This is a genomic window from Arthrobacter alpinus (genome assembly GCF_001445575.1).
Lineage (GTDB): Bacteria > Actinomycetota > Actinomycetes > Actinomycetales > Micrococcaceae > Specibacter > Specibacter alpinus_C.
On the sequence record NZ_CP013200.1, the window covers coordinates 2,493,019 to 2,515,679 of the forward strand.

Annotated in this window: 16 protein-coding genes and 2 pseudogenes; 16 read left to right on the forward strand and 2 right to left on the reverse strand. The window is 60.7% G+C overall.

The window, feature by feature from the left end:
* Nucleotides 1-18: 18 nt before the first annotated feature.
* Nucleotides 19-591 carry a flavin reductase family protein gene (locus AS189_RS10935; protein ID WP_062288646.1) on the reverse strand — a complete coding sequence of 191 codons (573 nt, stop codon included), beginning with the start codon at nt 589-591 and terminating at the stop codon, nt 19-21.
* Nucleotides 592-903: 312 nt separating this feature from the next.
* On the opposite strand from AS189_RS10935, the pseudogene acs reads away from it, so the two are divergent.
* The 11 genes and pseudogenes from acs (at nt 904) to uvrC (ending at nt 17,474) form a co-directional block, all read left to right on the forward strand.
* Nucleotides 904-2,861 (forward strand): annotated as a pseudogene (gene acs, locus AS189_RS10940) (acetate--CoA ligase).
* Nucleotides 2,858-4,036, forward strand: a complete 1,179-nt coding sequence (gene sfnG / locus AS189_RS10945; RefSeq protein WP_062288648.1) for a dimethylsulfone monooxygenase SfnG — start codon at nt 2,858-2,860, stop codon at nt 4,034-4,036. Before acs ends, sfnG begins: the two are co-directional and overlap by 4 nt.
* Nucleotides 4,036-5,400 (forward strand): O-acetylhomoserine aminocarboxypropyltransferase/cysteine synthase family protein, encoded by a 1,365-nt coding sequence (locus AS189_RS10950; RefSeq protein ID WP_062288650.1) that lies wholly within the window; start codon nt 4,036-4,038, stop codon nt 5,398-5,400. Before sfnG ends, AS189_RS10950 begins: the two co-directional genes overlap by 1 nt.
* Nucleotides 5,397-5,900: a CoA-binding protein gene (locus AS189_RS10955; protein ID WP_062288653.1), complete on the forward strand. Its 504-nt coding sequence runs from the start codon at nt 5,397-5,399 to the stop codon at nt 5,898-5,900. Before AS189_RS10950 ends, AS189_RS10955 begins: the two co-directional genes overlap by 4 nt.
* 409 nt (nt 5,901-6,309) lie before the next feature.
* Nucleotides 6,310-8,115, forward strand: a complete 1,806-nt coding sequence (locus AS189_RS10960) for an ABC transporter ATP-binding protein (protein ID WP_082634231.1) — start codon at nt 6,310-6,312, stop codon at nt 8,113-8,115.
* Nucleotides 8,112-10,049: an ABC transporter ATP-binding protein gene (locus AS189_RS10965; protein ID WP_062288657.1), complete on the forward strand. Its 1,938-nt coding sequence runs from the start codon at nt 8,112-8,114 to the stop codon at nt 10,047-10,049. Before AS189_RS10960 ends, AS189_RS10965 begins: the two co-directional genes overlap by 4 nt.
* A complete protein-coding gene (locus AS189_RS10970; RefSeq protein WP_237759821.1) occupies nt 10,046-10,435 on the forward strand; it encodes a GntR family transcriptional regulator in 390 nt (129 codons plus the stop codon). The genes AS189_RS10965 and AS189_RS10970 overlap by 4 nt, the downstream gene beginning before the upstream one ends.
* A gap of 135 nt (nt 10,436-10,570) precedes the next feature.
* On the forward strand, nt 10,571-13,450 hold the full coding sequence (uvrA, locus tag AS189_RS10975; protein ID WP_062288660.1) for an excinuclease ABC subunit UvrA: 2,880 nt from the start codon (nt 10,571-10,573) through the stop codon (nt 13,448-13,450).
* Between the two features lie 328 nt (nt 13,451-13,778).
* Nucleotides 13,779-14,426, forward strand: a pseudogene (locus AS189_RS19395) (HAD hydrolase-like protein); the annotation flags it as partial.
* A gap of 72 nt (nt 14,427-14,498) precedes the next feature.
* Nucleotides 14,499-15,167, forward strand: coding sequence for a lysophospholipid acyltransferase family protein (locus AS189_RS10980; RefSeq protein ID WP_062293472.1), 669 nt, complete (start codon nt 14,499-14,501; stop codon nt 15,165-15,167).
* Nucleotides 15,168-15,410: 243 nt separating this feature from the next.
* Nucleotides 15,411-17,474 (forward strand): excinuclease ABC subunit UvrC, encoded by a 2,064-nt coding sequence (gene uvrC / locus AS189_RS10985; RefSeq protein WP_062288663.1) that lies wholly within the window; start codon nt 15,411-15,413, stop codon nt 17,472-17,474.
* A gap of 175 nt (nt 17,475-17,649) precedes the next feature.
* Here the strand turns inward: uvrC and AS189_RS10990 are convergent, their stop codons facing one another.
* Nucleotides 17,650-17,952, reverse strand: coding sequence for a helix-turn-helix domain-containing protein (locus tag AS189_RS10990; RefSeq protein WP_062288667.1), 303 nt, complete (start codon nt 17,950-17,952; stop codon nt 17,650-17,652).
* Nucleotides 17,953-18,018: 66 nt separating this feature from the next.
* Here AS189_RS10990 and map point away from each other — a divergent pair, with 66 nt between their 5' ends.
* From map to AS189_RS11015, 5 genes are all read left to right on the forward strand, one after another.
* Nucleotides 18,019-18,783 carry a type I methionyl aminopeptidase gene (gene map / locus AS189_RS10995; RefSeq protein WP_062288672.1) on the forward strand — a complete coding sequence of 255 codons (765 nt, stop codon included), beginning with the start codon at nt 18,019-18,021 and terminating at the stop codon, nt 18,781-18,783.
* 133 nt (nt 18,784-18,916) lie between these two features.
* A complete protein-coding gene (gene rapZ, locus AS189_RS11000; RefSeq protein ID WP_062288675.1) occupies nt 18,917-19,840 on the forward strand; it encodes an RNase adapter RapZ in 924 nt (307 codons plus the stop codon).
* A gap of 2 nt (nt 19,841-19,842) precedes the next feature.
* A complete protein-coding gene (locus tag AS189_RS11005; protein ID WP_082634233.1) occupies nt 19,843-20,907 on the forward strand; it encodes a uridine diphosphate-N-acetylglucosamine-binding protein YvcK in 1,065 nt (354 codons plus the stop codon).
* Complete coding sequence (whiA, locus tag AS189_RS11010; RefSeq protein WP_062288678.1) at nt 20,864-21,844, forward strand: DNA-binding protein WhiA; 981 nt, start codon at nt 20,864-20,866, stop codon at nt 21,842-21,844. Before AS189_RS11005 ends, whiA begins: the two co-directional genes overlap by 44 nt.
* Before the next feature lie 108 nt (nt 21,845-21,952).
* Nucleotides 21,953-22,576: a superoxide dismutase gene (locus AS189_RS11015; protein ID WP_062288682.1), complete on the forward strand. Its 624-nt coding sequence runs from the start codon at nt 21,953-21,955 to the stop codon at nt 22,574-22,576.
* The last annotated feature ends 85 nt before the right edge of the window (nt 22,577-22,661 follow it).

Consider the following 22,661-nt stretch of genomic DNA (forward strand, 5'->3'; position numbering starts at 1 on the left):
GCTTTGGTGCGGTGGGTGCTACTGGACTACCGACGTTTCGCTCAAGGAGTGCCAGGTGCGGTCGTGGTAGACCAGCGGGCGGGCTTGTTCCGCTGTGCGGCTGGATTCACCGGGCAGATCCACCTGCAAAATCTGGACGGCAACCACTGTGGAATCGCCGGCATCCATCTGGTTGACAATCCGGCCACGCATCCACGCGTTAGCCGATGGCAGCACCGGCTCCCCGGTCACCAGACGCGACCAGATGGACGTATCGGCGAACCGGTCAATGCCGCTGGTGGCAAAATTCTTGGCCAGGCCGATCTGATCGGCACCCAAAAGGTGGATGACCACAGTCTCGGCCTGCTTGATCGTCGGAGTCGACGACGATGCTGAGGACAGGGAAAATACCACCAAAGGCGGATTGGCTGACACGGAAATAACTGAGGTTGCCGTCAGCCCAACAGGGCCGTTCCCGATGTCAGCGGTGATGACAGCAACACCGGCAGGATGGTTCCGGAACGCAGATTTGAAGTCATCGGCGCTGAGCATGTCTGAGAAACCGTGATGGTTGGCCTGCTCTGGCTCTGCGAAAACGGTTGACTGCGACATGGGTACTCCTTCATTACGGCCAGAATGGGCCTGGACTGCGGCTGCTGTCATGAGTGAAAACTATCATCCCAGCGAACTAATGGACGATTTTAGGTGACGAAATGTGGCTCACTGCTGCATTCGTTCCACATGGTGACCATTTATGACCCGAAAATTTGGCAAGTAACACGATTGTGAGGTCTAGTTATGAAGAAATATTTCTTGCAACCAAGAAACCTGGACCCATGATGGCGCACCCTAACGCCTGCACGCGGAGGTATTGACAGGCGCCTGTCCCAGGCGGCTGCAACAGCCAGGATTGATGGAGTTTTTATGAGTACCACCAGCATTGCCCCCACCGCCAGGACTGTGCGTTCCGAAGAAGACGCGGCCAGGGTGAACTTCTGGGCCGAGCAAGCCCAGCGGCTTGACTGGGCGCAGCCCTGGCACACCGACCACAGCTTTGAGCCGGCCATGAACCCTGTCACCGGTGATCTGCAGGTTCCGCACATCGAGTGGTTTGCAGGAGGCAAGCTCAACGCGGCTGTCAACTGCGTTGACAGGCACGTCGACGCCGGCAACGGCAACAAGGTGGCGCTGTTCTGCGAGGGTGAGCCGGGGATAGGCGTTCCATTACCTACAAGGAACTCCAAGATCAGGTGTGCCAGGCCGCTAACGCGCTGATCGCCCTGGGTATCGGCAAGGGTGACCGCGTGGTCATCTACCTCCCCGTCATTGCCGAAACCATCATCATCACCTTGGCGGTGGCGCGAATTGGCGCCGTCCACTCGCTCGTCTTTGGTGGGTTCTCAGCCGAAGCGTTGAAGTTCCGCGTTGAAGACACCGGAGCCAAGCTTCTCGTCACCACCGACGGCCAGTTCCGCCGCGGCAAAGCCGTTCCAGTGAAAGCCAACGCAGACGCCGCCGTGGCGGGGGACAACTCGATTGAACACGTCCTGGTGGTTCGCCGCACAGGCTCCGACATTGAGTGGACCGAGGGCAGGGACATCTGGTGGCATGACGCGCTCGGACAAGCCAGCACGGAGCACACGGCCGAGTACTTCGACGCCGAGACCCCCCTGTTTATCATGTACACCTCCGGCACCACGGGCCAGCCCAAGGGGCTGGTCCACACCACCGGCGGCTACCTCACCCAAGCGTCCTACAGTCACGAACTGCTGTTCAGCAATCCTGATCCTGCTTTGCGCGATCAGGATGTCCACTGGTGCACGGCCGATCTTGCCTGGGTCACAGCGCACACCTACGAAATCTACGGACCCCTGAGCAACGGCGTCAGCCAAGTCATTTTCGAAGGCACCCCCAACACCCCGCACCCCGGCCGCCACTTTGACATCATTGAACGCTACGGTGTCACCAGCTACTACACGGCGCCCACCCTAGTCCGCTCCCTCATGGGCTGGTTCCCCGACGGCGTCCCGGCCCACCATGATCTGTCCTCCCTGCGCCTGCTCGGAACCGTCGGCGAGGCCGTCAACCCACAGGCGTGGAACTGGCTCCGCGATCAACTCGGCGGTGGCACCCTGCCCATGGTTGACACGTGGTGGCAGTCAGAAACCGGAGCTACCATCCTCTCCCCGCGCCCCGATGACACCGAATTCAAACCAGGCTGTGCCTCCCGCGCCATGCCGGGCGTGAGTGTGCGGATCGTGGACGACGCCGGAACGGACGTTGCGCACGATGTCCAGGGTTTGATTGTGGTTGACGGGATAGGCCCGGCTATGGCCAGGACGGTGTGGGGAAACCCGCAGCGCTACCTGGACTCCTACTGGCGTAAGTTCGCGGCGCAAGGCTACTTCCTCGCTGGCGACGGCGCCCGGTATGACGCCGACGGTCATATCTGGATCCTGGGCCGCATTGATGATGTCATCAACATCTCCGGTCACCGGCTTTCCACCATCGAAATCGAATCGGCACTGATCACTCATCCCAATGTCATTGAAGCTGGTGTCACTCCGGTGACGGATGCGCTGACTGGCCACGCCGTGGTGGCCTTCGTGGTCCTGGCGGACACCGAATCGCACTCCACCGCGGAAGTTCAGGAGCAATTGCGTGCCCACGTGGCACACAAGATTGGGCCCATCGCCAAGCCAGCCGCCGTCGTCGTCGTTCCCGATGTTCCCAAGACCCGTTCCGGGAAAATCATGCGACGGCTGCTGACCCAAATGTTTGAGGAGACGCCTTTGGGCGATGCCACCTCGCTGCAAAACGAAGAATCAATGGCCGGAATTATAGCCGCCGTTACCCAGTACAAAAAGAAGGATCACTCATGAGTATCGCTCCCGTTAACATTGCAGACCTCGCCACCCCGCTCAAATTTGCCTATTGGGTGCCCAACGTTTCCGGTGGACTCGTGGTGAGCACCATCGAGCAGCGCACCGACTGGAGTTTCGAGTACAACAAGAAGCTGGCTCAAATCGCTGAGAACAGCGGCTTCGAGTACGCCCTGACGCAGACCCGCTACGCGGCCTCCTACGGAGCCGATCAGCAGCACGAGGCCACGAGCTTCTCCCTCGCCCTGCTCGGTGCGACGGAGCGCTTGAAGGTTATCGCCGCAGTCCACCCGGGCATGTGGCACCCCGGCGTATTGGCCAAGTTCATCATCACCGCCGATCACCTCTCCAACGGCCGCGCCGCCGTGAACATTGTGTCCGGCTGGCTCAAGGACGAGTTCGTCAACTTTGGTCTCGACTGGCTGGAGCACGACGAACGCTACGTCCGCACCGAGGAATTCATCCGTGTGCTGCGCGGACTCTGGACGGAGAAGGAATACTCGCAGGCCGGCAAGTACTACAACATCAATAACTTCACCCTCAATCCGGCACCCGTTGCCGTGCCCGGGCGCCCCCACCCGGAGATCTTCTTCGGCGGCAACTCCACAGCCGCCCAGGCAACGGCTGGCCGCGTAGCTGACTGGTACTTCTCCAATGGCCGCACCCTTGAGGGCTACACCGAAAACGTCAACGGCGTGTTGGCCGCAGCTGCCGAGTCCGGCCGCAAACCACGCTTTGGCCTCAACGGCTTCGTCATTGCTCGCGACTCGGAGAAGGAGGCCCGCGAGACCCTGCGCGAGATCGTAGCCAAGGCACACCGCCCGGCCGTGGAAGGCTTTGCCGCCGCCGTCAAGGAAGCCGGCGCCTCCACCAAGGATGGCAAGGGCATGTGGGCAGATTCCTCCTTCGAGGACCTGATCCAGTACAACGACGGCTTCAAGACCGAACTGATCGGCACCCCCGAGCAAATCGCCACCCGCATCGTGGAGTACAAGAAGCGCGGCGTAAACCTGCTGCTGACCGGCTACCTGCACTTCCAGGAAGAAACAGCCGCATTTGGTCGCGACGTCATGCCCATTGTGCGCGAACTGGAAGCCGATTTGGCTCGCAAGCACGGCACCGAGCTGGACACGTCGCTGCTGCCCATCACCAACTTTGACAAGGTAAGCGTCTAATGACTGAACATTCCTTCGGTTTCCGCACCCGCGCCCTACACGCCGGCGGCACACCCGACTCCGAGCACGGCGCCCGCGCGGTGCCCATCTACCAGACCACTTCCTTCGTGTTCAAAGACACCGACGACGCCGCCAACCTCTTTGCGCTGCAGAAGTACGGCAACATTTACTCACGCATTGGCAACCCCACCGTTGCCGCCTTTGAGGAGCGCATCGCTTCTCTGGAGGGTGGCATCGGTGCTGTTGCAACGGCGTCGGGCATGGCTGCCGAATTCGTCACCTTTGCCGCACTGGCAGGGGCCGGGGACCACATCGTGGCCTCCTCCAAGCTGTATGGCGGAACCATCACTCAGCTCGATGTCACGCTGCGCCGCTTCGGTGTGGACACCACCTTCATCGATTCCAATGATCCGGCCGATTTTGCCGCCGCGATCAAAGAGAACACGAAGGCTGTTTACACGGAGATTGTTGCCAACCCCTCCGGCGACATTGCCGATCTTGAGGGACTGGCCACCGTGGCCCATGCAGCCGGAGTGCCGTTGGTGGTTGATGCCACCCTGAGCACCCCGTACCTGATCCGGCCCATCGAATTCGGTGCCGACATCGTGATCCACTCGGCCACGAAGTTCCTTGGCGGGCACGGCACCACCCTGGGTGGTGTGGTGGTGGAATCCGGTCGTTTCAACTGGGGCAACGGCAAGTTCCCATCCATGACCGAACCCGTAGCCTCCTACGGCAACGTGTCCTGGTGGGGCAACTTTGGCGAGTACGGTTTCTTGACCAAGCTGCGCTCGGAGCAGTTGCGCGACATTGGTCCGGCACTCTCGGCGCAGTCCGCTTTCCAGTTGCTGCAGGGCGTAGAAACACTGCCGCAGCGCATGGATGAGCACCTGCGCAACGCCGCCGCTGTAGCTGCTTGGCTTGAAGCAGACGAGCGCGTGTCCTGGGTTCAGTTCGCCGGATTGCCCAGTCACCCGCACTTTGAGCGTGGACAGCATTACCTGCCCAAGGGTGTTGGCTCCGTGTTCGCTTTCGGTGTGCGCGGGGGACGTGCTGCCGGGAAGAAGTTCATCGACTCTCTCCAGTTGGCCAGCCACTTGGCCAACATTGGTGATTCACGCACCTTGGTGCTGCACCCGGGTTCCACCACACACCAGCAGCTCACAGCGCAGCAGCTTGAAGCAGCAGGGGTCCCCGAGGACTTGATTCGCATTTCCATTGGTCTGGAAGATCTGGCCGATATCCTGTGGGACCTTGATCAGGCACTGACAGTAGCCCAGGAGTTCATCGCAAGTAGCGCTGCTGATGCGCAGGCTACTGATGAGGACACCGCACCGTCCTGCACGATCGGAGCAAACGCATGAGCACCGCTAACACGCCAGAACGCACGTGGGTTGGCCCTTCCGCCCCCGAACGCCTTGCCATCTTGCGCAAGACGCAGTCCATCGCCATTGTGGGTGCCTCGGATAAACCGTCACGGGCCAGCTACTTCGTAGCCACCTACCTGCTCTCCTCCAGCCGCTACCGGGTCTATTTTGTGAACCCGGTAGCAACGGAGATCCTCGGCCAGCCGGTGTACAAGTCACTGGCCGATTTGCCGGAGGTTCCTGATCTGGTGGATGTGTTCCGCCGCCATGATGATCTGCCCACCGTCCTGGATGAAGCCATTGCCGTTGGGGCCAAGACCCTGTGGCTGCAGCTGGGCTCCTGGCACGAGGACGTTGCAGCCAAGGCTGAAGCCGCCGGAATGGAGGTGGTCATGGACCGCTGCGTGAAGATTGAACACGCCCGCTTCCACGGCGGCCTGCACCTGGCCGGCTTCGATACCGGTGTCATCTCCTCCAAGCGGCAGGTAGTCGCCTAGGAAACCGCTCCCGATTATCCGGTTGCCGGGATATCCGGTTACCGGACGATTGAGGGAAAAGGGACGGCGCTTGCTGGTTCGGATGGTCTTAGACGGCTGCCCGAACCCGCGAGCGCCGTCCCTTTCCGTTGGGGCAGCGCCGCTCCGCTGATCGAGTGTCCACTTGACGTACGTTTGGAGCCCGAAATCGGCCCGGAGCGTACGTTATGTGGACACTCGAGGTGGTTGAGGAGCCAGCTTGCCGGTCCGGGGGCTGCGTACCGGGCTATTCATGTGACAGCCTTGCCTGCGAGCGCGTCCCCCCGGCCACGGCAAACTTACAGGCACCGGATAACTGACAATTTCACGCTTCGAGGAGTAGCTTAATAGCTGGACTAAAAACATGCTCGGGAAACCGTCAGGAGGATGGATGCTGTTTCGCTTGATCGCCCGTAATCTGGCACCGCATAAGGTGTCATTGATTTCGATTGTGGTGCTGCAATTCCTCTCTACCCTCGCCACGCTGTACCTGCCCACGCTCAACGCCGACATCATTGACGAGGGTGTGGTCAAGGGGCAGACCGACGTCATCATGAATCTGGGCATGTGGATGCTGCTCATTACCGCAGGCCAGGTGGTGTGTGCCATCGCCGCAACGTATCTGAGCGCCAAGCTTGCCATGGGCGTGGGACGGGCCATCCGCCGTGACCTCTTTGACAAAGTGGAGACGTTTTCCTCCCAAGAAGTGGGCATCATTGGCGCGCCGTCGCTCATCACGCGCACCACTAACGATGTCCAGCAGGTACAGATGCTGACATTGATGTCTTTCACCATGATGGTCATGGCGCCCATCATGTGTATTGGCGGGATCGTGCTGGCCATGGCCCAGGATGTTCCGCTCTCCGGGTTGTTGCTGGTTATCCTGCCCGTGCTGATCATCGCCATTGGCTTGATCGTGCGTGTCCTGGTCCCCACGTTCCGCAAAGTTCAGCGCCAACTCGATGACATCAATGGTGTGCTGCGCGAACAAATTACCGGCATCAGCGTCATCCGTGCCTTTGGCCGCCGCGACTACGAGGCCGATCGCTTCGCCACCGCCAACGGAGCACTCACCTCCTCCCAGCTGCGGGCAGGTCGGCTCATGTCGCTGATGTTCCCGACCATCTTCTTCGTGGTCAATGTAACCAGCGTGGGTGTGCTGTGGTTCGGTGGGCAGCGCATTGACGCCGGCGACATGCAGATCGGCGCCCTGACAGCTTTCCTGAGCTACATTATGCAAATCCTCATGTCCGTCATGATGGCCATGTTCATGTTCATGATGATCCCGCGCGCAGCCGTCAGCGCCGAACGGATCATGGAGGTCTTGAACACCGAAGCCAGTGTGGTGGATGGGCCCAACGCCGTGCACGTCACTCGGCTGGATGGCCGGCTCAGCGTCACAAATGCCACTTTCACCTACCCTGGCGCGCAGTCACCTGTCCTCTCCGGGGTCAGCTTCACGGCTTCTCCGGGAAGCACGACGGCGATCATTGGCTCTACCGGTAGCGGAAAGTCCACGCTGGTGAACCTCATGCCAAGACTCTTGGAGGCCACCGAGGGTGGCATTGAGCTGGGTGGGTACAACATCAAGGACGTCACGCTGAGCGCACTGCGTGGCTCCATTGGGCTGGTACCGCAAAAGGCTTACTTATTCACGGGTACGGTGGCGAGCAACATTCGCATGGGTAACCCGGAGGCTACGGACGATCAGCTGTGGCATGCATTGGAGACGGCGCAGGCCGCAGGCTTTGTGCGGGACATGCCGGAAGGCTTGGACGCCCCTATAGAGCAGGGAGGCTCCAACGTCTCCGGTGGACAGCGCCAACGGCTATGTATTGCTCGCGCCATTGCGGCCTCACCGTCCGTCTACCTTTTTGATGACAGCTTCTCAGCCCTGGACTACGCCACTGACGCGAAGCTGCGGGCCGCCCTGAAACCGGTAACCCGAGAGGCGGCAGTCCTGGTGGTGGCACAAAGGGTCGCCACCATCAAGGATGCGGACAACATTCTGGTCCTGGATGAGGGACTGCTGGTAGGTCAAGGAACCCATGAGCAGTTGTTGCTGAGCTGCCCCACGTACCAAGAGATCGTCAACTCCCAGCTAGGAGCTGACGACGACCCCGGCGCCCCGGCGTTGGACAGTGCGGGGTTGGACACCGATAGGGCAGACTTTGGCAGTAAAGGGGGTCACTCATGACTATGATGCGCGGAGGCCGCGGTGGGGGCCCACCTCAAAAGGCCATATCTTTTGGCCCGAGCCTGAAACGAATCTTGGGGCTTATGGCCCCGGACAAGCTACGCATCACCTTGGTGGTGATCATGGCAGCAATCTCTGTAGGGCTGTCCGTGGTTGCCCCAAAGATCCTCGGCAACGCCACCGACATCATCTTCGACGGAGTGGTGGGCAAGATGCTCGGCCAGTTCCCGGCCGGTACCACCAAGGCCCAAGCCGTTGCCGCGCTGCACGCTCAGGGGCAGGGGCAACTGGCGGATATGCTCAACGCCATGAACGTGGTGCCGGGCCAGGGCATGGACCTGGCCGCCCTCGGTCAGGTACTCGTGATTGTCCTGAGCCTGTATATAGCGGCCTTCTTCTTCAACTGGGGTCAGGGCTTCGTCACCACGGGGATTGTCCAGCGAGCCATGTACAGACTGCGCCGCGACATCGAGGCGAAGCTGGACCGCTTGCCAATGTCGCACTTCCAGGAGGAATCTCGCGGCGATGTTCTTTCCCGTGTCACCAATGACATCGACAACTTCTCCCAAACCCTGAACCAGACACTGACTCAGATCCTCATCGCCGTCCTGACGGTATGTGGCGTCCTAGCCATGATGTTCTCCATCTCGCCCCTACTGGCTGGCATCTCCCTCGTGACGGTGCCCATCATCGCCGTCATCACCATCATGATCGCTAAGCGCTCGCAGGTGCAGTTCGCGGCTCAATGGAAGAGCACCGGCGAGCTCAACGGTCATGTGGAGGAAATGTTCACGGGCCACGAGATCGTCAAGGCTTTCGGCCAGCAGAAGCAGGCCATCGAGAAGTTCCGGGTCTCCAACGATTCCTTGTATGAATCAAGCGCCAAGGCGCAGTTCATCTCCGGCATCATCATGCCCAGCACCAACTTCATCTCCAACCTCAACTACGTGGTGGTTGCGGTGCTTGGTGGCATCCAGGTCGCCCAGGGCGTCCTCACGATTGGTAGCGTGCAGGCGTTCATCCAGTACTCGCGCCAATTCAGTCAGCCCATGGCCCAGATTGCCAGCATGATCAACTTGCTCCAATCTGGTGTTGCCTCCGCCGAGCGCGTCTTTGACTTGCTCGATGCCACGGAACAGACGCCCGATCACGTCCCGGCCGCGAAGCTTGCAAAACCCAAGGGTCGCGTGGTGTTTGACCACGTCAACTTCGGCTACAAGCCGGGGGAGCCGCTCATCAAGGACCTCTCTCTCGTGGCCGAGCCAGGGGAGACCGTGGCCATTGTGGGGCCTACCGGTGCCGGCAAGACCACCTTGGTGAACCTGCTCATGCGCTTTTACGAGATTGACTCTGGCACCATCACGGTTGACGGGGTCAACACGGCCCACCTCAGCCGCGATGACCTGCGCAGCCAGTTCGGCATGGTGCTTCAGGACGCGTGGCTCTTTGGTGGCACCATCAGGGAGAACCTGGCGTACGGCAAGCTGGGTGCTACCGAGGAGGAGATCGTGGAAGCGGCCGTGGCAACGCATGTGGATCACTTTGTCCGTTCCCTCCCGGATGGTTATGACACGGTGCTAGCGGACGACGGCGGCGGGCTGAGTCAGGGGCAACGGCAGCTCATGACGATTGCTAGGGCCTGGATCGCCAATCCGGGCATTCTGATCTTGGACGAGGCCACCAGTAGCGTGGATACTCGCACCGAGGTCATGATCCGCCAAGCCATGAATAAGCTGCGCGCCAACCGGACCAGCTTTGTTATTGCTCACAGGCTCTCCACTATTCGCGATGCCGACCTCATACTGGTGATGGATAGTGGTCGCATTATTGAGCAGGGCAGCCATGACGTGCTGCTCGCTCACAGGGGTTTCTATTACGATCTGTATATGAGCCAATTTGGCGATCCAATGGTGGAAGAGGTGAGCCGGGCATGAACTCCATGGATGTATTGATGCGCAGGTGGCGATTGGACTTGGAATCGACGGTGCCACCGTTTGAACAGGTCAGGCTGCGGATTCTGGATCTAGCCTCTTCAGGTGAGCTGGCGGTGGGCACCAAACTGCCCTCGGTGCGTGCCCTGGCCGGAGATCTAGGGGTCGCGGCCAACACTGTTGCCCGGGCATACCGGGAATTGGAGCAGGCAGGCATTGTGATCACAGCGGGGCGCAGCGGCACGGCCATTGCCTCCGGGGGTGACAAGATTGCCGCCCAAGTGGCCGACGCCGCGGACTCTTATGCCGCCGTCGTGCGTGATTTGGGGATGCCACGCACTCAGGCTCTGCGCATTGTCTCCGCCGCTCTGGAACGCAACAATGGCTAATTCCAGAGCCGTGGGCGCCGGTTGAGGAACCGGCATTCGAACGAACATTCGATTATACTCATGTAGGAACACACCATGTGGCGGACGCTCGCCACGTGCAGCGGCTCAGCCGTGGACTGCTACGCGAAGGAAATAATGGCCCAGTCAGCAACACCTGTGAATGCCGCCCGCCCGGATTTGTCACGCCTGATTGTCAAGGGTGCCCGGGAGAATAATCTGCGCAACGTCGACCTTGACCTGCCCCGCGACTCCATGATCGTCTTCACAGGGTTGTCCGGTTCAGGCAAGTCCTCTCTCGCCTTCGACACCATCTTTGCCGAGGGTCAGCGCCGCTATGTGGAGTCCCTCTCCGCCTATGCGCGGCAGTTCCTGGGCCAGGTGGACAAGCCGGATGTTGACTTCATTGAAGGTCTGTCCCCGGCAGTATCCATCGATCAAAAGTCGACGTCGAAGAACCCGCGTTCCACGGTGGGCACCATCACCGAGATTTACGATTACATGCGCCTGCTCTGGGCCCGTGTAGGTACGCCGCACTGCCCTGTTTGTGGCGAGCCCATCGCCAAGCAGACGCCGCAGCAGATTGTGGATCAGCTGCTGGAAATGCCCGAAGGTACCCGCTTCCAGATATTGGCCCCCGTAGTTCGTGACCGCAAGGGTGAGTTCGTTGAACTGTTCAAGGAGCTCACAGCCAAGGGTTACTCGCGTGCCAAGGTAGATGGCGAGCAAGTTCAGCTCAGCGATCCGCCCAAACTGAAGAAGACGTTCAAGCACACCATCGAGGTAGTGGTTGACCGTTTGGTGGTCAAGGATGGCATTCAACAGCGCCTCACCGACTCTGTGGAAACCGCCCTGGGCCTGGCCGATGGCCGTGTGCTGGCGGAACTGGTGGACCTTGATGCCGGCGACGACGGACGGATCCGCTCCTTCTCGGAGAACCTTGCCTGCCCCAACGAGCACCCGCTCGCCATTGACGAGATTGAGCCACGCTCCTTCTCCTTCAACAACCCCTTCGGGGCCTGCAGCGCCTGTAGCGGTATTGGTACCAAACTGGAAGTGGATGAGGAGCTGGTAGTTCCCAACCCGTTCCTGTCCTTGCGCGAAGGCGCCATTGCTCCGTGGTCGCTGGGAACAGCCACCACCGAGTACTGGAACCGGCTCCTTGAAGGTCTGGCCACTGAGCTGGACTTCAAGATGGAGACCCCGTGGAATAAGTTGGACACCGATTCCCGCACCGCCATCCTGTACGGCAAGGACCACAAGGTAGTGGTTCAGTACAAGAACCGCTTTGGCCGTGAACGTAAATACAGCACCGGCTTTGAAGGTGCCATCCAGTACATTCACCGCAAGCACGGCGAGACCGAATCCGATTCCGCCCGTGACCGCTACGAAGAGTACATGCGCCAGATTCCGTGCCCCGCCTGTGGCGGTGCGCGGCTGAACCCGGCCTCCCTCTCGGTGCTGATCAACGACAAGAACATTGCCGAGGTCTGCGCCCTGTCCATGCGCGACTGCTTTGACTTCCTCTCCAACCTTGTCCTCACGGGCCGCGAAGCACAGATTGCCAGCCAGGTGCTGAAGGAAATCCAGGCCCGCCTGAAGTTCCTGCTCGATGTCGGTTTGGAATACCTGAACCTGGAACGCGCCTCTGCCACGCTCTCCGGCGGCGAAGCCCAGCGCATCCGTCTGGCCACCCAGATTGGCTCCGGTCTGGTGGGCGTGTTGTACGTGCTCGATGAGCCGTCCATTGGTTTGCACCAGCGCGATAATCGCCGCCTCATTGGCACCCTGACACGTCTGCGGGACTTGGGCAACACGCTCATTGTGGTGGAGCATGACGAGGACACCATCAAGGAAGCCGACTGGATCGTTGACATTGGCCCCGGCGCCGGTGAGCACGGCGGCGAAGTGGTGCACTCAGGTTCCCTGCCGGATCTGTTGGCGAACACCCGGTCCTTGACCGGTGATTACCTCTCCGGGCGCAAGTCCATCGCACTGCCCGCCAAGCGGCGCAAGTATGACAAAGCACGGGAGCTCGCCGTGATCGGGGCGCGTGAAAACAATCTCCTCAACATTGACGTGAAGTTCCCTTTGGGGGTCCTGACAGCTGTTACAGGTGTCAGTGGCTCCGGTAAGTCAACGCTGGTGAACGAGATCCTGTACAAGGTGCTGGCCAATAAGCTCAATGGCGCCAAGCAGGTTGCCGGGCGCCACCTGCGCATCGACGGCCTGGAACACCTGGACAAGGTGGTGCACGTTGACCAGAGCCCCATTGGCCGCACCCCGCGCTCCAACCCGGCCACCTATACGGGCGTTTTTGACAACATTCGCAAGCTCTTCGCCGAGACCAACGAATCCAAGATGCGCGGCTACCAGCCGGGCCGCTTCTCCTTCAACGTCAAGGGTGGGCGCTGCGAAGCCTGCACCGGTGACGGCACGCTGAAGATCGAAATGAACTTCCTGCCGGACGTTTACGTGCCCTGCGAGGTCTGCCACGGTGCCCGCTACAACCGCGAAACCCTCGAGGTGCACTACAAGGGCAAGTCCATTGCCGACGTCCTGAACATGCCCATCGAGGAGGGCGCCGATTTCTTCGCCGCCTTCACCCCCATTGCCCGGCACCTGCGCACGCTGGTCGACGTCGGACTCGGTTACGTTCGCCTGGGCCAGGCCTCCACCACGCTCTCCGGCGGCGAGGCGCAGCGTGTCAAGCTCGCTGCAGAACTGCAGAAGCGCTCCAACGGTCGCAGCATCTACGTGCTCGATGAACCCACCACCGGCCTGCATTTCGAAGACATTCGCAAACTGCTGTTGGTCCTGCAGGGGCTCGTTGACAAGGGCAACACCGTCATCGTCATCGAGCACAACCTCGATGTCATCAAGAGCGCTGACTGGATCGTGGATCTGGGGCCCGACGGCGGTACCGGCGGTGGCCGCGTGGTCGCCACCGGTACCCCGGAGAAGCTCGCCAAGAACAAGGAGAGCCACACGGCAACCTTCCTGCGCGAGGTTCTCTAGGCCCCACCGACCGGCCCGGGAAATCGCTGACGCGATTTCCCGGGAACATGGTCGGCGTGGGCCCACCCACGCCCTCGGAATGAGCGCCTCGCTTCGGGGCCCTCGGGCGCGTGGGCCCACCCACACTGTTCCGGCCCGGGAAATCGCTGACGCGATTTCCCGGGAACCTGGCCGGCGTGGGCCCACCCACCGAGCCGGTAGCCCATCTCATGTATGCCTCCTGCTGCATGGATGGGCACGGTGACGGTCCGGTCGTGAGAAACTGGTGGACGTGAGTACAGTGATTCCTGCCATGACTGCGGGCAAAAAACGTGACAACCTGCCCTGGATGGTTCTTTTCGACCTCGACGGGACGCTCGTTGACCCCGCCGGTGGCATCACCGGCGGGGTGGCATTTGCCCTGCGTTCCTTGGGCCTGCCTGTGCCGGAGACCGACGTGCTCAATATGATGATCGGCCCCAAGTTGGCCGACGCACTGGTCAACATTGCCGGGGTCCCCGAGGCCCAGGTCGATGGCGTGATCGCCGCCTACCGGGCCTGGTATGCAGAGCACGGCATGGCCATGTCGCAGGTTTACCCGGGCGTCCGTGAGCTGCTGACGCAGTTGAAGGACAGCGGCGTTTACCTCGCCGTTGCCACGCAAAAGCCCGAGCCGCTGGCCAAAAAGCTGCTGGCACATCACGGTATCCACACCCTGTTCCACACCATTCGCGGTTCTCACGCTGATGAAACACTGAAGCCCGGGGATCCGCAGTACCGCCCTGGCAAGACTGAGATTGTTGCTGCCGCACTGGCCGACACCTCAGCTATGGCCGCACTCGTTGTCGCACCCGGCACGGAGCTCACCGCTGTCATGGTGGGGGACCGGCACCAGGATGTGAAGGGGGCCCGGAACAACGGACTTGAGTGCATCGGGGTTGCCTGGGGATTTGCCGCAGAAGGTGAGTTGACAGCGGCAGGAGCTGCCGCCGTCGTCCATTCCACACAGGAATTGGCTACGGAATTGGCTGGCACGGGAACCCGAACAGTTCTAGCAGGGGGCCCGACCATGGCGCTGTATGACGCAACCCGGCTGCTGACCCGCGGCACCATAGCGGCCGTCTGCCGGCCTACCGTGGAGGGCCTCGAGAACGTGCCCACCGACGGGCCATTTATTGTGGCGCCCAATCACCTCTCCTTCTTCGATTCAGTAATTGTTCAGGCGCTTACCCCGCGGCCCGTGTCCTTCTTTGCGAAGGCTGAATATTTCACGGGGAAGGGTGTCAAGGGCAAACTCATGAAATCCTTCTTCGAGTCCGTGAATTCCATTCCGGTGGAACGTGGCGAACAGGCGGCCAGCGTGCAGGCACTCAAGACGCTGCTTGATATTTTGGGTCGGAATGAAGGCGTGGGGATCTACCCTGAGGGAACTCGCTCCCGTGATGGCATTTTGTACCGTGGCCGAACAGGCGTGGGTTGGCTGGCACTGACCACCGGCGCTCCCGTGGTTCCCGTGGGGATCATTGGCACCGAAAAGCTACAGCCTGCCGGAAGCAAAGGCTTCCGGCCTGCCCGGTTCACGCTGCGCTTTGGCAAGCCGTTGTACTTCGATAAAACCGGGCCGGACCATTCGCTGCCGGCTCGTCGTCTGGTCACTGACACCATCATGGACGCGATCGCCGAGCTCACCGGCCAGGAACGAAGCACCAAATACAACCAGAGCCCTGTCGTCGAATAGTCCCCAACCGCTCCCACCGCTCGCAAGCTCGCCGCGGGTCCCTCGCGGTTGTGGGCCCAACGTGCCAGCCTGGCAAGCGTGGGCCCACCCAAGTACTAGCCGCCGTTCGCAAGCTCGCCGCGGATCCCTCGCGGTTGTGGGCCCAGCGTGCCAACCTGGCAAGCGGGGCCCCACCACGCCCTCCCGCGGGTGCCTCGGGCGCGTGGGCTTCGGCATCCTATGGGCCCAGACTAGGATAGACGTGTGGCAAATCCAGTTGACTATCGGCCCAAGCCGGGCGAAATTCCTACAGATCCGGGCGTGTACCGGTTCCGCGACGAGCATGGGCGCATCATTTATGTGGGTAAGGCTAAAAACCTCCGCTCACGCCTGAATTCCTACTTCGCCAATCCGGCCACCCTGCTGCCCAAAACCCACGCTATGGTTCATCATGCCGCTAGCGTGCAATGGACCATTGTGGGCAGTGAACTCGAAGCTCTGCAACTGGAATATACGTGGATCAAGGAATTTACGCCACGCTATAACTTGGCGTTCCGGGATGATAAAACGTACCCGTACCTGGCAGTCTCCATGAGTGAGAAGTTCCCGCGGGTGCAGGTCATGCGCGGTGAGCGGCGCAAGGGCACCCGCTATTTTGGTCCGTATACAGCCGGGGCCATTCGCGAAACCATGGACACGCTGCTGCGCGTGTTCCCCGTGCGCAGCTGCAGTGTGGGTGTGCTGCGCCGCGCTGAGCGCAGCGGGCGTCCATGCCTGCTCGGCTACATCGACAAGTGTGCCGCCCCGTGTGTGGGCCGCATCAGCGTTGAAGATCACCAGGCCCTCGCCCAGGATTTCTGCGACTTCATGGGCGGGGAGGCCAAGCGCTTCATCGGCACACTGGAAAAGAAAATGGCTGCCGCCGTGTCGGAGCTCGATTACGAACAGGCTGCCCGACTCCGCGATGACATCATTGCGCTGAAAAAGGTCTTTGAGCGTAATGCCGTGGTGCTGACAGAAGACACCAACGCGGACATCTTCGCCGTTGAACAGGATGACCTCGAAGCTGCGGTGCAGGTCTTCTACGTCCGTGGCGGGCGTATCCGAGGACAGCGTGGCTGGATTGTGGAGAAGGTGGAGGACGCCACCGACGCCGATCTCTGGGAACACTTCATGCAACAGGTTTACGGCAGTGAAGATTCCGAACAGGACTCTATCCCGCGCAACATTCTGGTACCTGAGCTGCCCGCCAACCATGAAGAATTGTCTGTTTGGCTGGGCACGCTGCGCAACGGGCCGGTCTCCATCAAGGTGCCGCAACGCGGTGAAAAGGCCGCCCTGATGGACACCGTCCAGGCCAACGCTCGCCAGGCGATGATCTTGCACAAGTCACGGCGTGCGGGGGATCTGACCACCCGTTCGCTGGCCCTGCAGGAGCTGCAGGAAGCGTTGGAGCTGCCGATGCCGCTGCTGCGCATCGAGTGTTACGACATTTCCCACGTCCAAGGCACCAATGTGGTGGCTTCCATGGTGGTGGTCGAAGACGGGCTGACCAAGAAGAGTGAGTACCGCAAATTCGCCATCACGGGCGATGCCGCGATCGATGACACCGCTTCCATGTATGACGTGATCACCCGACGCTTCCGCAATTACCTGGCCGAGCAGGAACGGTGTGCCCAAAATGTTGGCATCAGCGGTGAGGTGCTGGCCCGCCCCGCGTTGCTCGGAACGCACGACGGCGGCACCTCCTCGGGTGTCCCCGCCGGTTTGAGTGGGGGGCTGGACAGTGACGGTGCGAACGGTGATGGAGCCGAGACGCCCAAGTCCAAGTTCGCCTACCCGCCCAACCTGGTCGTGGTGGATGGTGGCATCCCTCAGGTCAACGCGGCCTCGCGCGCACTGGCGGATCTGGGTATTACTGATGTGGCCGTCGTCGGATTGGCAAAAAGGCTAGAAGAAGTCTGGATCCCGGACAGCGATTTCCCGGTGATCCTCCCGCGTTCCTCGGAAGGGCTGTACCTGCTGCAGCGCATCCGCGACGAGGCCCACAGATTCGCCATCACATTCCATCGGGCCAAGCGTGGCAAGGCCATGGTCGCATCGGTATTGGACACGGTTCCGGGTATGGGTGCTGCCAAGCAGAAATCACTGCTGGCACATTTTGGTTCGCTGAAGAAGGTCCGGGCCGCCTCGCTGGAGGAGCTCGGGGAAGCCAAGGGCGTTGGTCCTGTCCTAGCCCAAGCTATCTACGACACGTTGAATGCGCAGGACCAAAACCAGCCGCAGGCGCCAGCGGTCAACATGACCACGGGCGAAATTCTGGACTAGAGCCTTGCTGGGGCGGTTTTCCTCTAGCCTCACTCAGGGCCGGCCCCGGGCGATAGCTTGCTGGCGGGCGATGGCGCGATGCCTCAAACCACTGCTGGAACCGCCAGTGGGGAAACCTCGGGAAACGTTTCGGCCAACCGAGCGACCGCGCCGGGAAGGATTCTGGTTTGGAGCACTAAGACGCTAAGCGCTCCGGCAGCCGGTCCGCTAGCGCCTGGTAGACAGGCGTTGCGGCTGGCTGGTTGATGGCTGCCCAAACATCATCGAGCGAAAGCCCAAGTACGGCGGCAATTGCCGCAATGGTTGAGAAGGCGGGAGTGGCTACCCTGCCAGTTTCGATCTTCCGGAGCGTCTCGGGTGAGATGCCTGCGGCTACGGCCACATCAAACATCGAGCGATCCGTTCTGGCTCGGCGCAGCAGTGCCCCCAAGTTTTGCCCTCGTTCGATCTCGGCGGGAGTGAGTGGGAGTCTGACCATAGAAGCAATGATAGTACCGGAATAGTCTTACCGGTATTGTTATTGGATTACTGAGGGGATAAAAGCATGATTGAAATATTCGGTCCAGCTGACCTGCCGCGAGCCAGGGAGAGCGGAAAATTCATCGGCTCGGTTCTGAAAAGTTTGCAGGGACGGGCCAAAGTTGGCACCAATCTCTTGGAAATCGATCAGTGGGCAGCTGAGATGATTGCTGATGCAGGTGCCAGTTCTTGCTATGTCGATTATGACCCGTCATTTGGTGACGGCCCCTTTGGGCACTACATTTGCACCTCTGTCAACGATGCCGTGCTGCACGGTAAACCTCACGATTATGCCCTCAAAGACGGGGACCTACTCACCCTTGACCTCGCTGCGATCCTCGGTGGAATCGCGGCCGATGCCGCCATTAGCTTCATCGTTGGAGCGCCAGCCTCGCCTGCCGATTCTCTGATGATCGAGACCACGCAACGGGCCCTTGCAGCCGGGATCGCGGCAGCCAACCCTGGAGCGCGGATTGGCGATATCTCTCATGCCATTGGCTCGGTATTGTCCGCTGGCGGCTACCCCATCAACACCGACTTCGGTGGGCATGGCATCGGCACAACCATGCATCAAGAACCCCACATCTCCAACGATGGCCAGCCCGGACGCGGCTACAAGCTTCGCCCTGGCCTACTGCTGGCCATCGAACCATGGATCATGGCAGATACCGCAGAGTTGATCACCGATTCAGACGGCTGGACACTCCGCAGTGCAACGGGAGCCCGCTCCGCCCACAGCGAGCACACCATCGCCATTACCGAAGACGGGCCGCTCATCCTCACGAACTGATAACCCTCGCCCAGTACCGCTTCCTGGTCTCCCAAATTTCGCTTCGCTGAAATTCGGGGCCCTCGCCCAGTACGCTTAGATCAGTAGCTGGTGCGTGCTGCATGTGCACGCCAACAACCGACAGGGAAGAGCAATGACTCAACAGCAAGAACCCACTGCCGCCGTCGAAGGCGAGCTGACCCCGGTCAAGCCCGTAGAAGCGGAGCTTCTCGTGGTCACCGGCATGTCCGGAGCCGGTCGCAGCACCGCAGCCAACGCCTTGGAAGACCATGGCTGGTTCGTCATTGAAAACCTGCCTCCCCAGATGCTCGCCGCACTGGCCGAACTCGTGGCCCGCATGCCCGCCGCACTTCCCAAGCTTGCCGTGGTGGTCGATGTTCGCGGCAAGGCACTCTTCGCTGACATTCGGGAGTCCTTGAACGCGCTCTCCGCCGCGGGAGTCTCCTACCGGGTTCTCTTCCTGGACGCCAGCGATGACACCCTGGTGCGCCGCTTTGAGCAGGGCCGGCGCCCGCACCCATTGCAGAAGGATGGCCGCATCACCGACGGCATTGCGGCCGAACGTCTCTTGCTGGCCGAGATGAAGGACCAGGCAGAGATGATTCTGGACACCTCCGTCATGAACGTGCACCAGCTGGGCACTGCCGTGACAGAGCTGTTCTCCGAATCAGGCCCCGTTGTTTTGAGCCTGACCATCATGAGCTTCGGCTTCAAGTACGGCCTTCCCGTGGACGCCAACTATGTTGCCGACGTCCGTTTCATCCCCAACCCGCACTGGATCCCGCAGCTGCGTCCATTCACCGGCGAAGACGAGGTCGTGAGCAACTTTGTCCTCAACGACAATGGTGCCAACGATTTCGTGGACCGGTATGTGCACATGCTCGAGCCCGTTTTTGACGGTTACCGCCGCGAAAACAAGCACTACGCCACCATCGCCGTGGGTTGCACCGGCGGCAAGCACCGCTCGGTTGCCGTCGCGATCGAACTGGCCAAGCGCCTGAGCCAGCTGCCGCGCGTCACCACCAGCATCCGCCACCGTGATCTGGGCCGGGAGTAGCAGTGTACACGGGCATTTTGCCGATCATTCCGTCGGCGAACAAGCTCCCAGCAGCGGATTCCGGCGTCAAAGTTGCTGCTTTGGGAGGCGGCCACGGCTTAGCGGCGTCGCTCTCGGCATTGCGCCTGGTCACCGGCAATGTCACCGCCGTTGTGACAGTAGCTGACGACGGCGGATCCTCCGGACGCTTACGCGAGGAGTTGGGTGTTCTCCCGCCAGGTGATCTACGCATGGCCCTGTCTGCGCTGTGTGACGATACGGACTGGGGGAGGACCTGGCGCGATGTCATGCAACATCGCTTCACCTCCAAGGAAGGTGTTGCCGGCTCGCTAGATAATCACGCGCTGGGAAACCTGCTCATTGTCACGTTGTGGGAACTGCTGGGGGATCCAGTGGCAGGTTTGCGCTGGGCCGGTGCCTTGCTGGGCGCTCGGGGCGAAGTGCTGCCCATGGCCAGCGTGCCTCTCACCATTGAGGGTTTGGTGCGGGTTAACGGCACACCAGGCACCCTCATCCGTGGACAGTCAAAGCTCGCCAAGGCTGGCGAGGTGGAAAATGTGCGCCTGCTACCTAAGGATGCCCCGGCCTGCCGAGAAGCCGTGACGGCCATTCATGAGGCCGACTGGGTAGTTTTGGGGCCAGGCTCTTGGTACACCTCCGTGCTGCCGCACCTGCTCCTGCCCGAAATGCGTCAAGCGCTGTGCACCACCAAGGCCAAGCGCCTGATCACCATGAACCTGGACGTCAATGACCTGGAAGCAGCGGGAATGAATGCAGCCGACCATCTGCATGTCATCTCCCGGTATGCACCGGAATTTACGGTGGACGTAGTGCTGGCCGATCCGAGTACTATTGGCGACGCCGCCGAGTTCGAACGAGCAGCGGCAATGATTGGTGCCGAGGTTGTGTTCGGTAAGGTGGGTAGTTCGGGCGGCGATGCGGTCCATGACCCGTTGCGTTTGGCAGCGGCCTACCGAGATATTTTGGTGGTCAAAAATTATCGTGATCAGTGGAGGATGAACCATGGCGCTAACCGCGGCAGTAAAAGAGGAATTGTCCCGGCTTGACGTAAAAAAGTCATCGGTTCGTAAGGCTGAAGTATCAGCGCTACTGCGGTTTGCGGGTGGGCTACACATCATCGCTGGCAAGATCGTCATCGAAGCTGAGGTAGACACCGCAGCCACGGCTAGGCGCCTACGCATGGCTATTGCAGAAATGTATGGTCATCAAAGTGAAATTGTGGTGGTCTCCGGTGGCGGGCTGCGCCGCGGCAGCCGCTATGTGGTGCGTGTGGTGCGTGACGGCGAAGCTTTGGCTCGCCAAAGTGGCCTCCTCGACGGACGTGGACGGCCCGTGCGAGGGCTGCCATCCGCCGTCGTCAATGGTTCTACGGCTGATGCCGAGGCAGTTTGGCGCGGCGCCTTCTTGGCCCATGGCTCACTGACGGAACCGGGAAGGTCCTCCGCGTTGGAGATCACCTGCCCCGGTCCGGAAGCGGCGTTGGCTCTGGTGGGCGCCGCCCGCCGTCTAGACATCGCCGCCAAGGCCCGCGATGTGCGCGGAATTGACCGCGTGGTCATTCGCGACGGCGATACCATCGGTGCGCTGCTGGTGCGCATGGGCGCCCATGACACATTCTTGGTGTGGGAGGAACGCCGCATGCGCAAGGAAGTACGCGCTACGGCTAACCGTCTGGCTAATTTTGATGACGCCAATTTGCGACGTTCTGCTCAGGCAGCAGTTGCCGCAGGTGCTCGGGTGGAGCGGGCGCTGGAGATCCTAGGCGAGGACGTACCCGATCATTTGAAGTACGCAGGCGAACTGCGCGTGGCGCACAAGCAGGCAAGTCTGGACGAATTGGGCCGTTTGGCCGATCCGCCGCTGACCAAGGATGCTATCGCTGGGCGCATCCGCCGCTTGCTGGCAATGGCTGATAAAAAGGCCAAGGATCTGGGCATCCCGGGGACTGAGTCTAACGTCACCTTTGACATGCTCGATGGCTAAACGTTCTAGTATGGAAGAGTAGAGGTTGAAGCGCGGCCCGTTTGGGCCCCTTTTGCCCGGCCGGTCCTTTTTGCCGGTGAAAATCAGAAGAATCGCAATGGAGGAACCGTGACTCAGTACTCACTTCCAGAACTCAGCTATGACTACGCTGCTTTGGAACCAAATATTTCCGCCCGCATCATGGAACTGCACCACAGCAAGCACCACGCGGCTTACGTCGCTGGCGCAAACTTGGCTCTGGAGCAGCTTGCCGAAGCACGCGAAAGCAACAACTTCGCCAACGTCAACAAGTTCTCCAAGGACTTGGCATTCCACCTCGGTGGTCACACCAACCACTCGATCTTCTGGAACAACCTCTCACCTGAGGGTGGCGACAAGCCTGAGGGCGAGCTGGCCGCAGCAATCGATGACGCCTTTGGCTCCTTCGATGCGTTCCGCGCACACTTCACCGCAGCAGCCATGGGTATCCAGGGCTCCGGTTGGGCACTGCTTTCCTACGAAGGCCTCGGTGGCAACATGCTCATCGAGCAGCTGTTCGATCAGCAGGGCAACGTTCCTGTAGCCACCACCCCGCTGCTGATGCTGGACATGTGGGAGCACGCCTTCTACCTGGACTATGTCAACGTCAAGGCTGACTACGTCAAGGCATTCTGGAACATTGTTAACTGGGCCGATGTGTCCAAGCGCTTTGAGGCTGCACGCAAGAACGCGACTGGCCTGATCCTGCCGTAAGTAGCAGAATCTAGTGTTACCAGCAGGAACCTGAGTCATTCTTTGACGGCCCTCAAAGGCTGGAAAAATGACCAATATATGGACG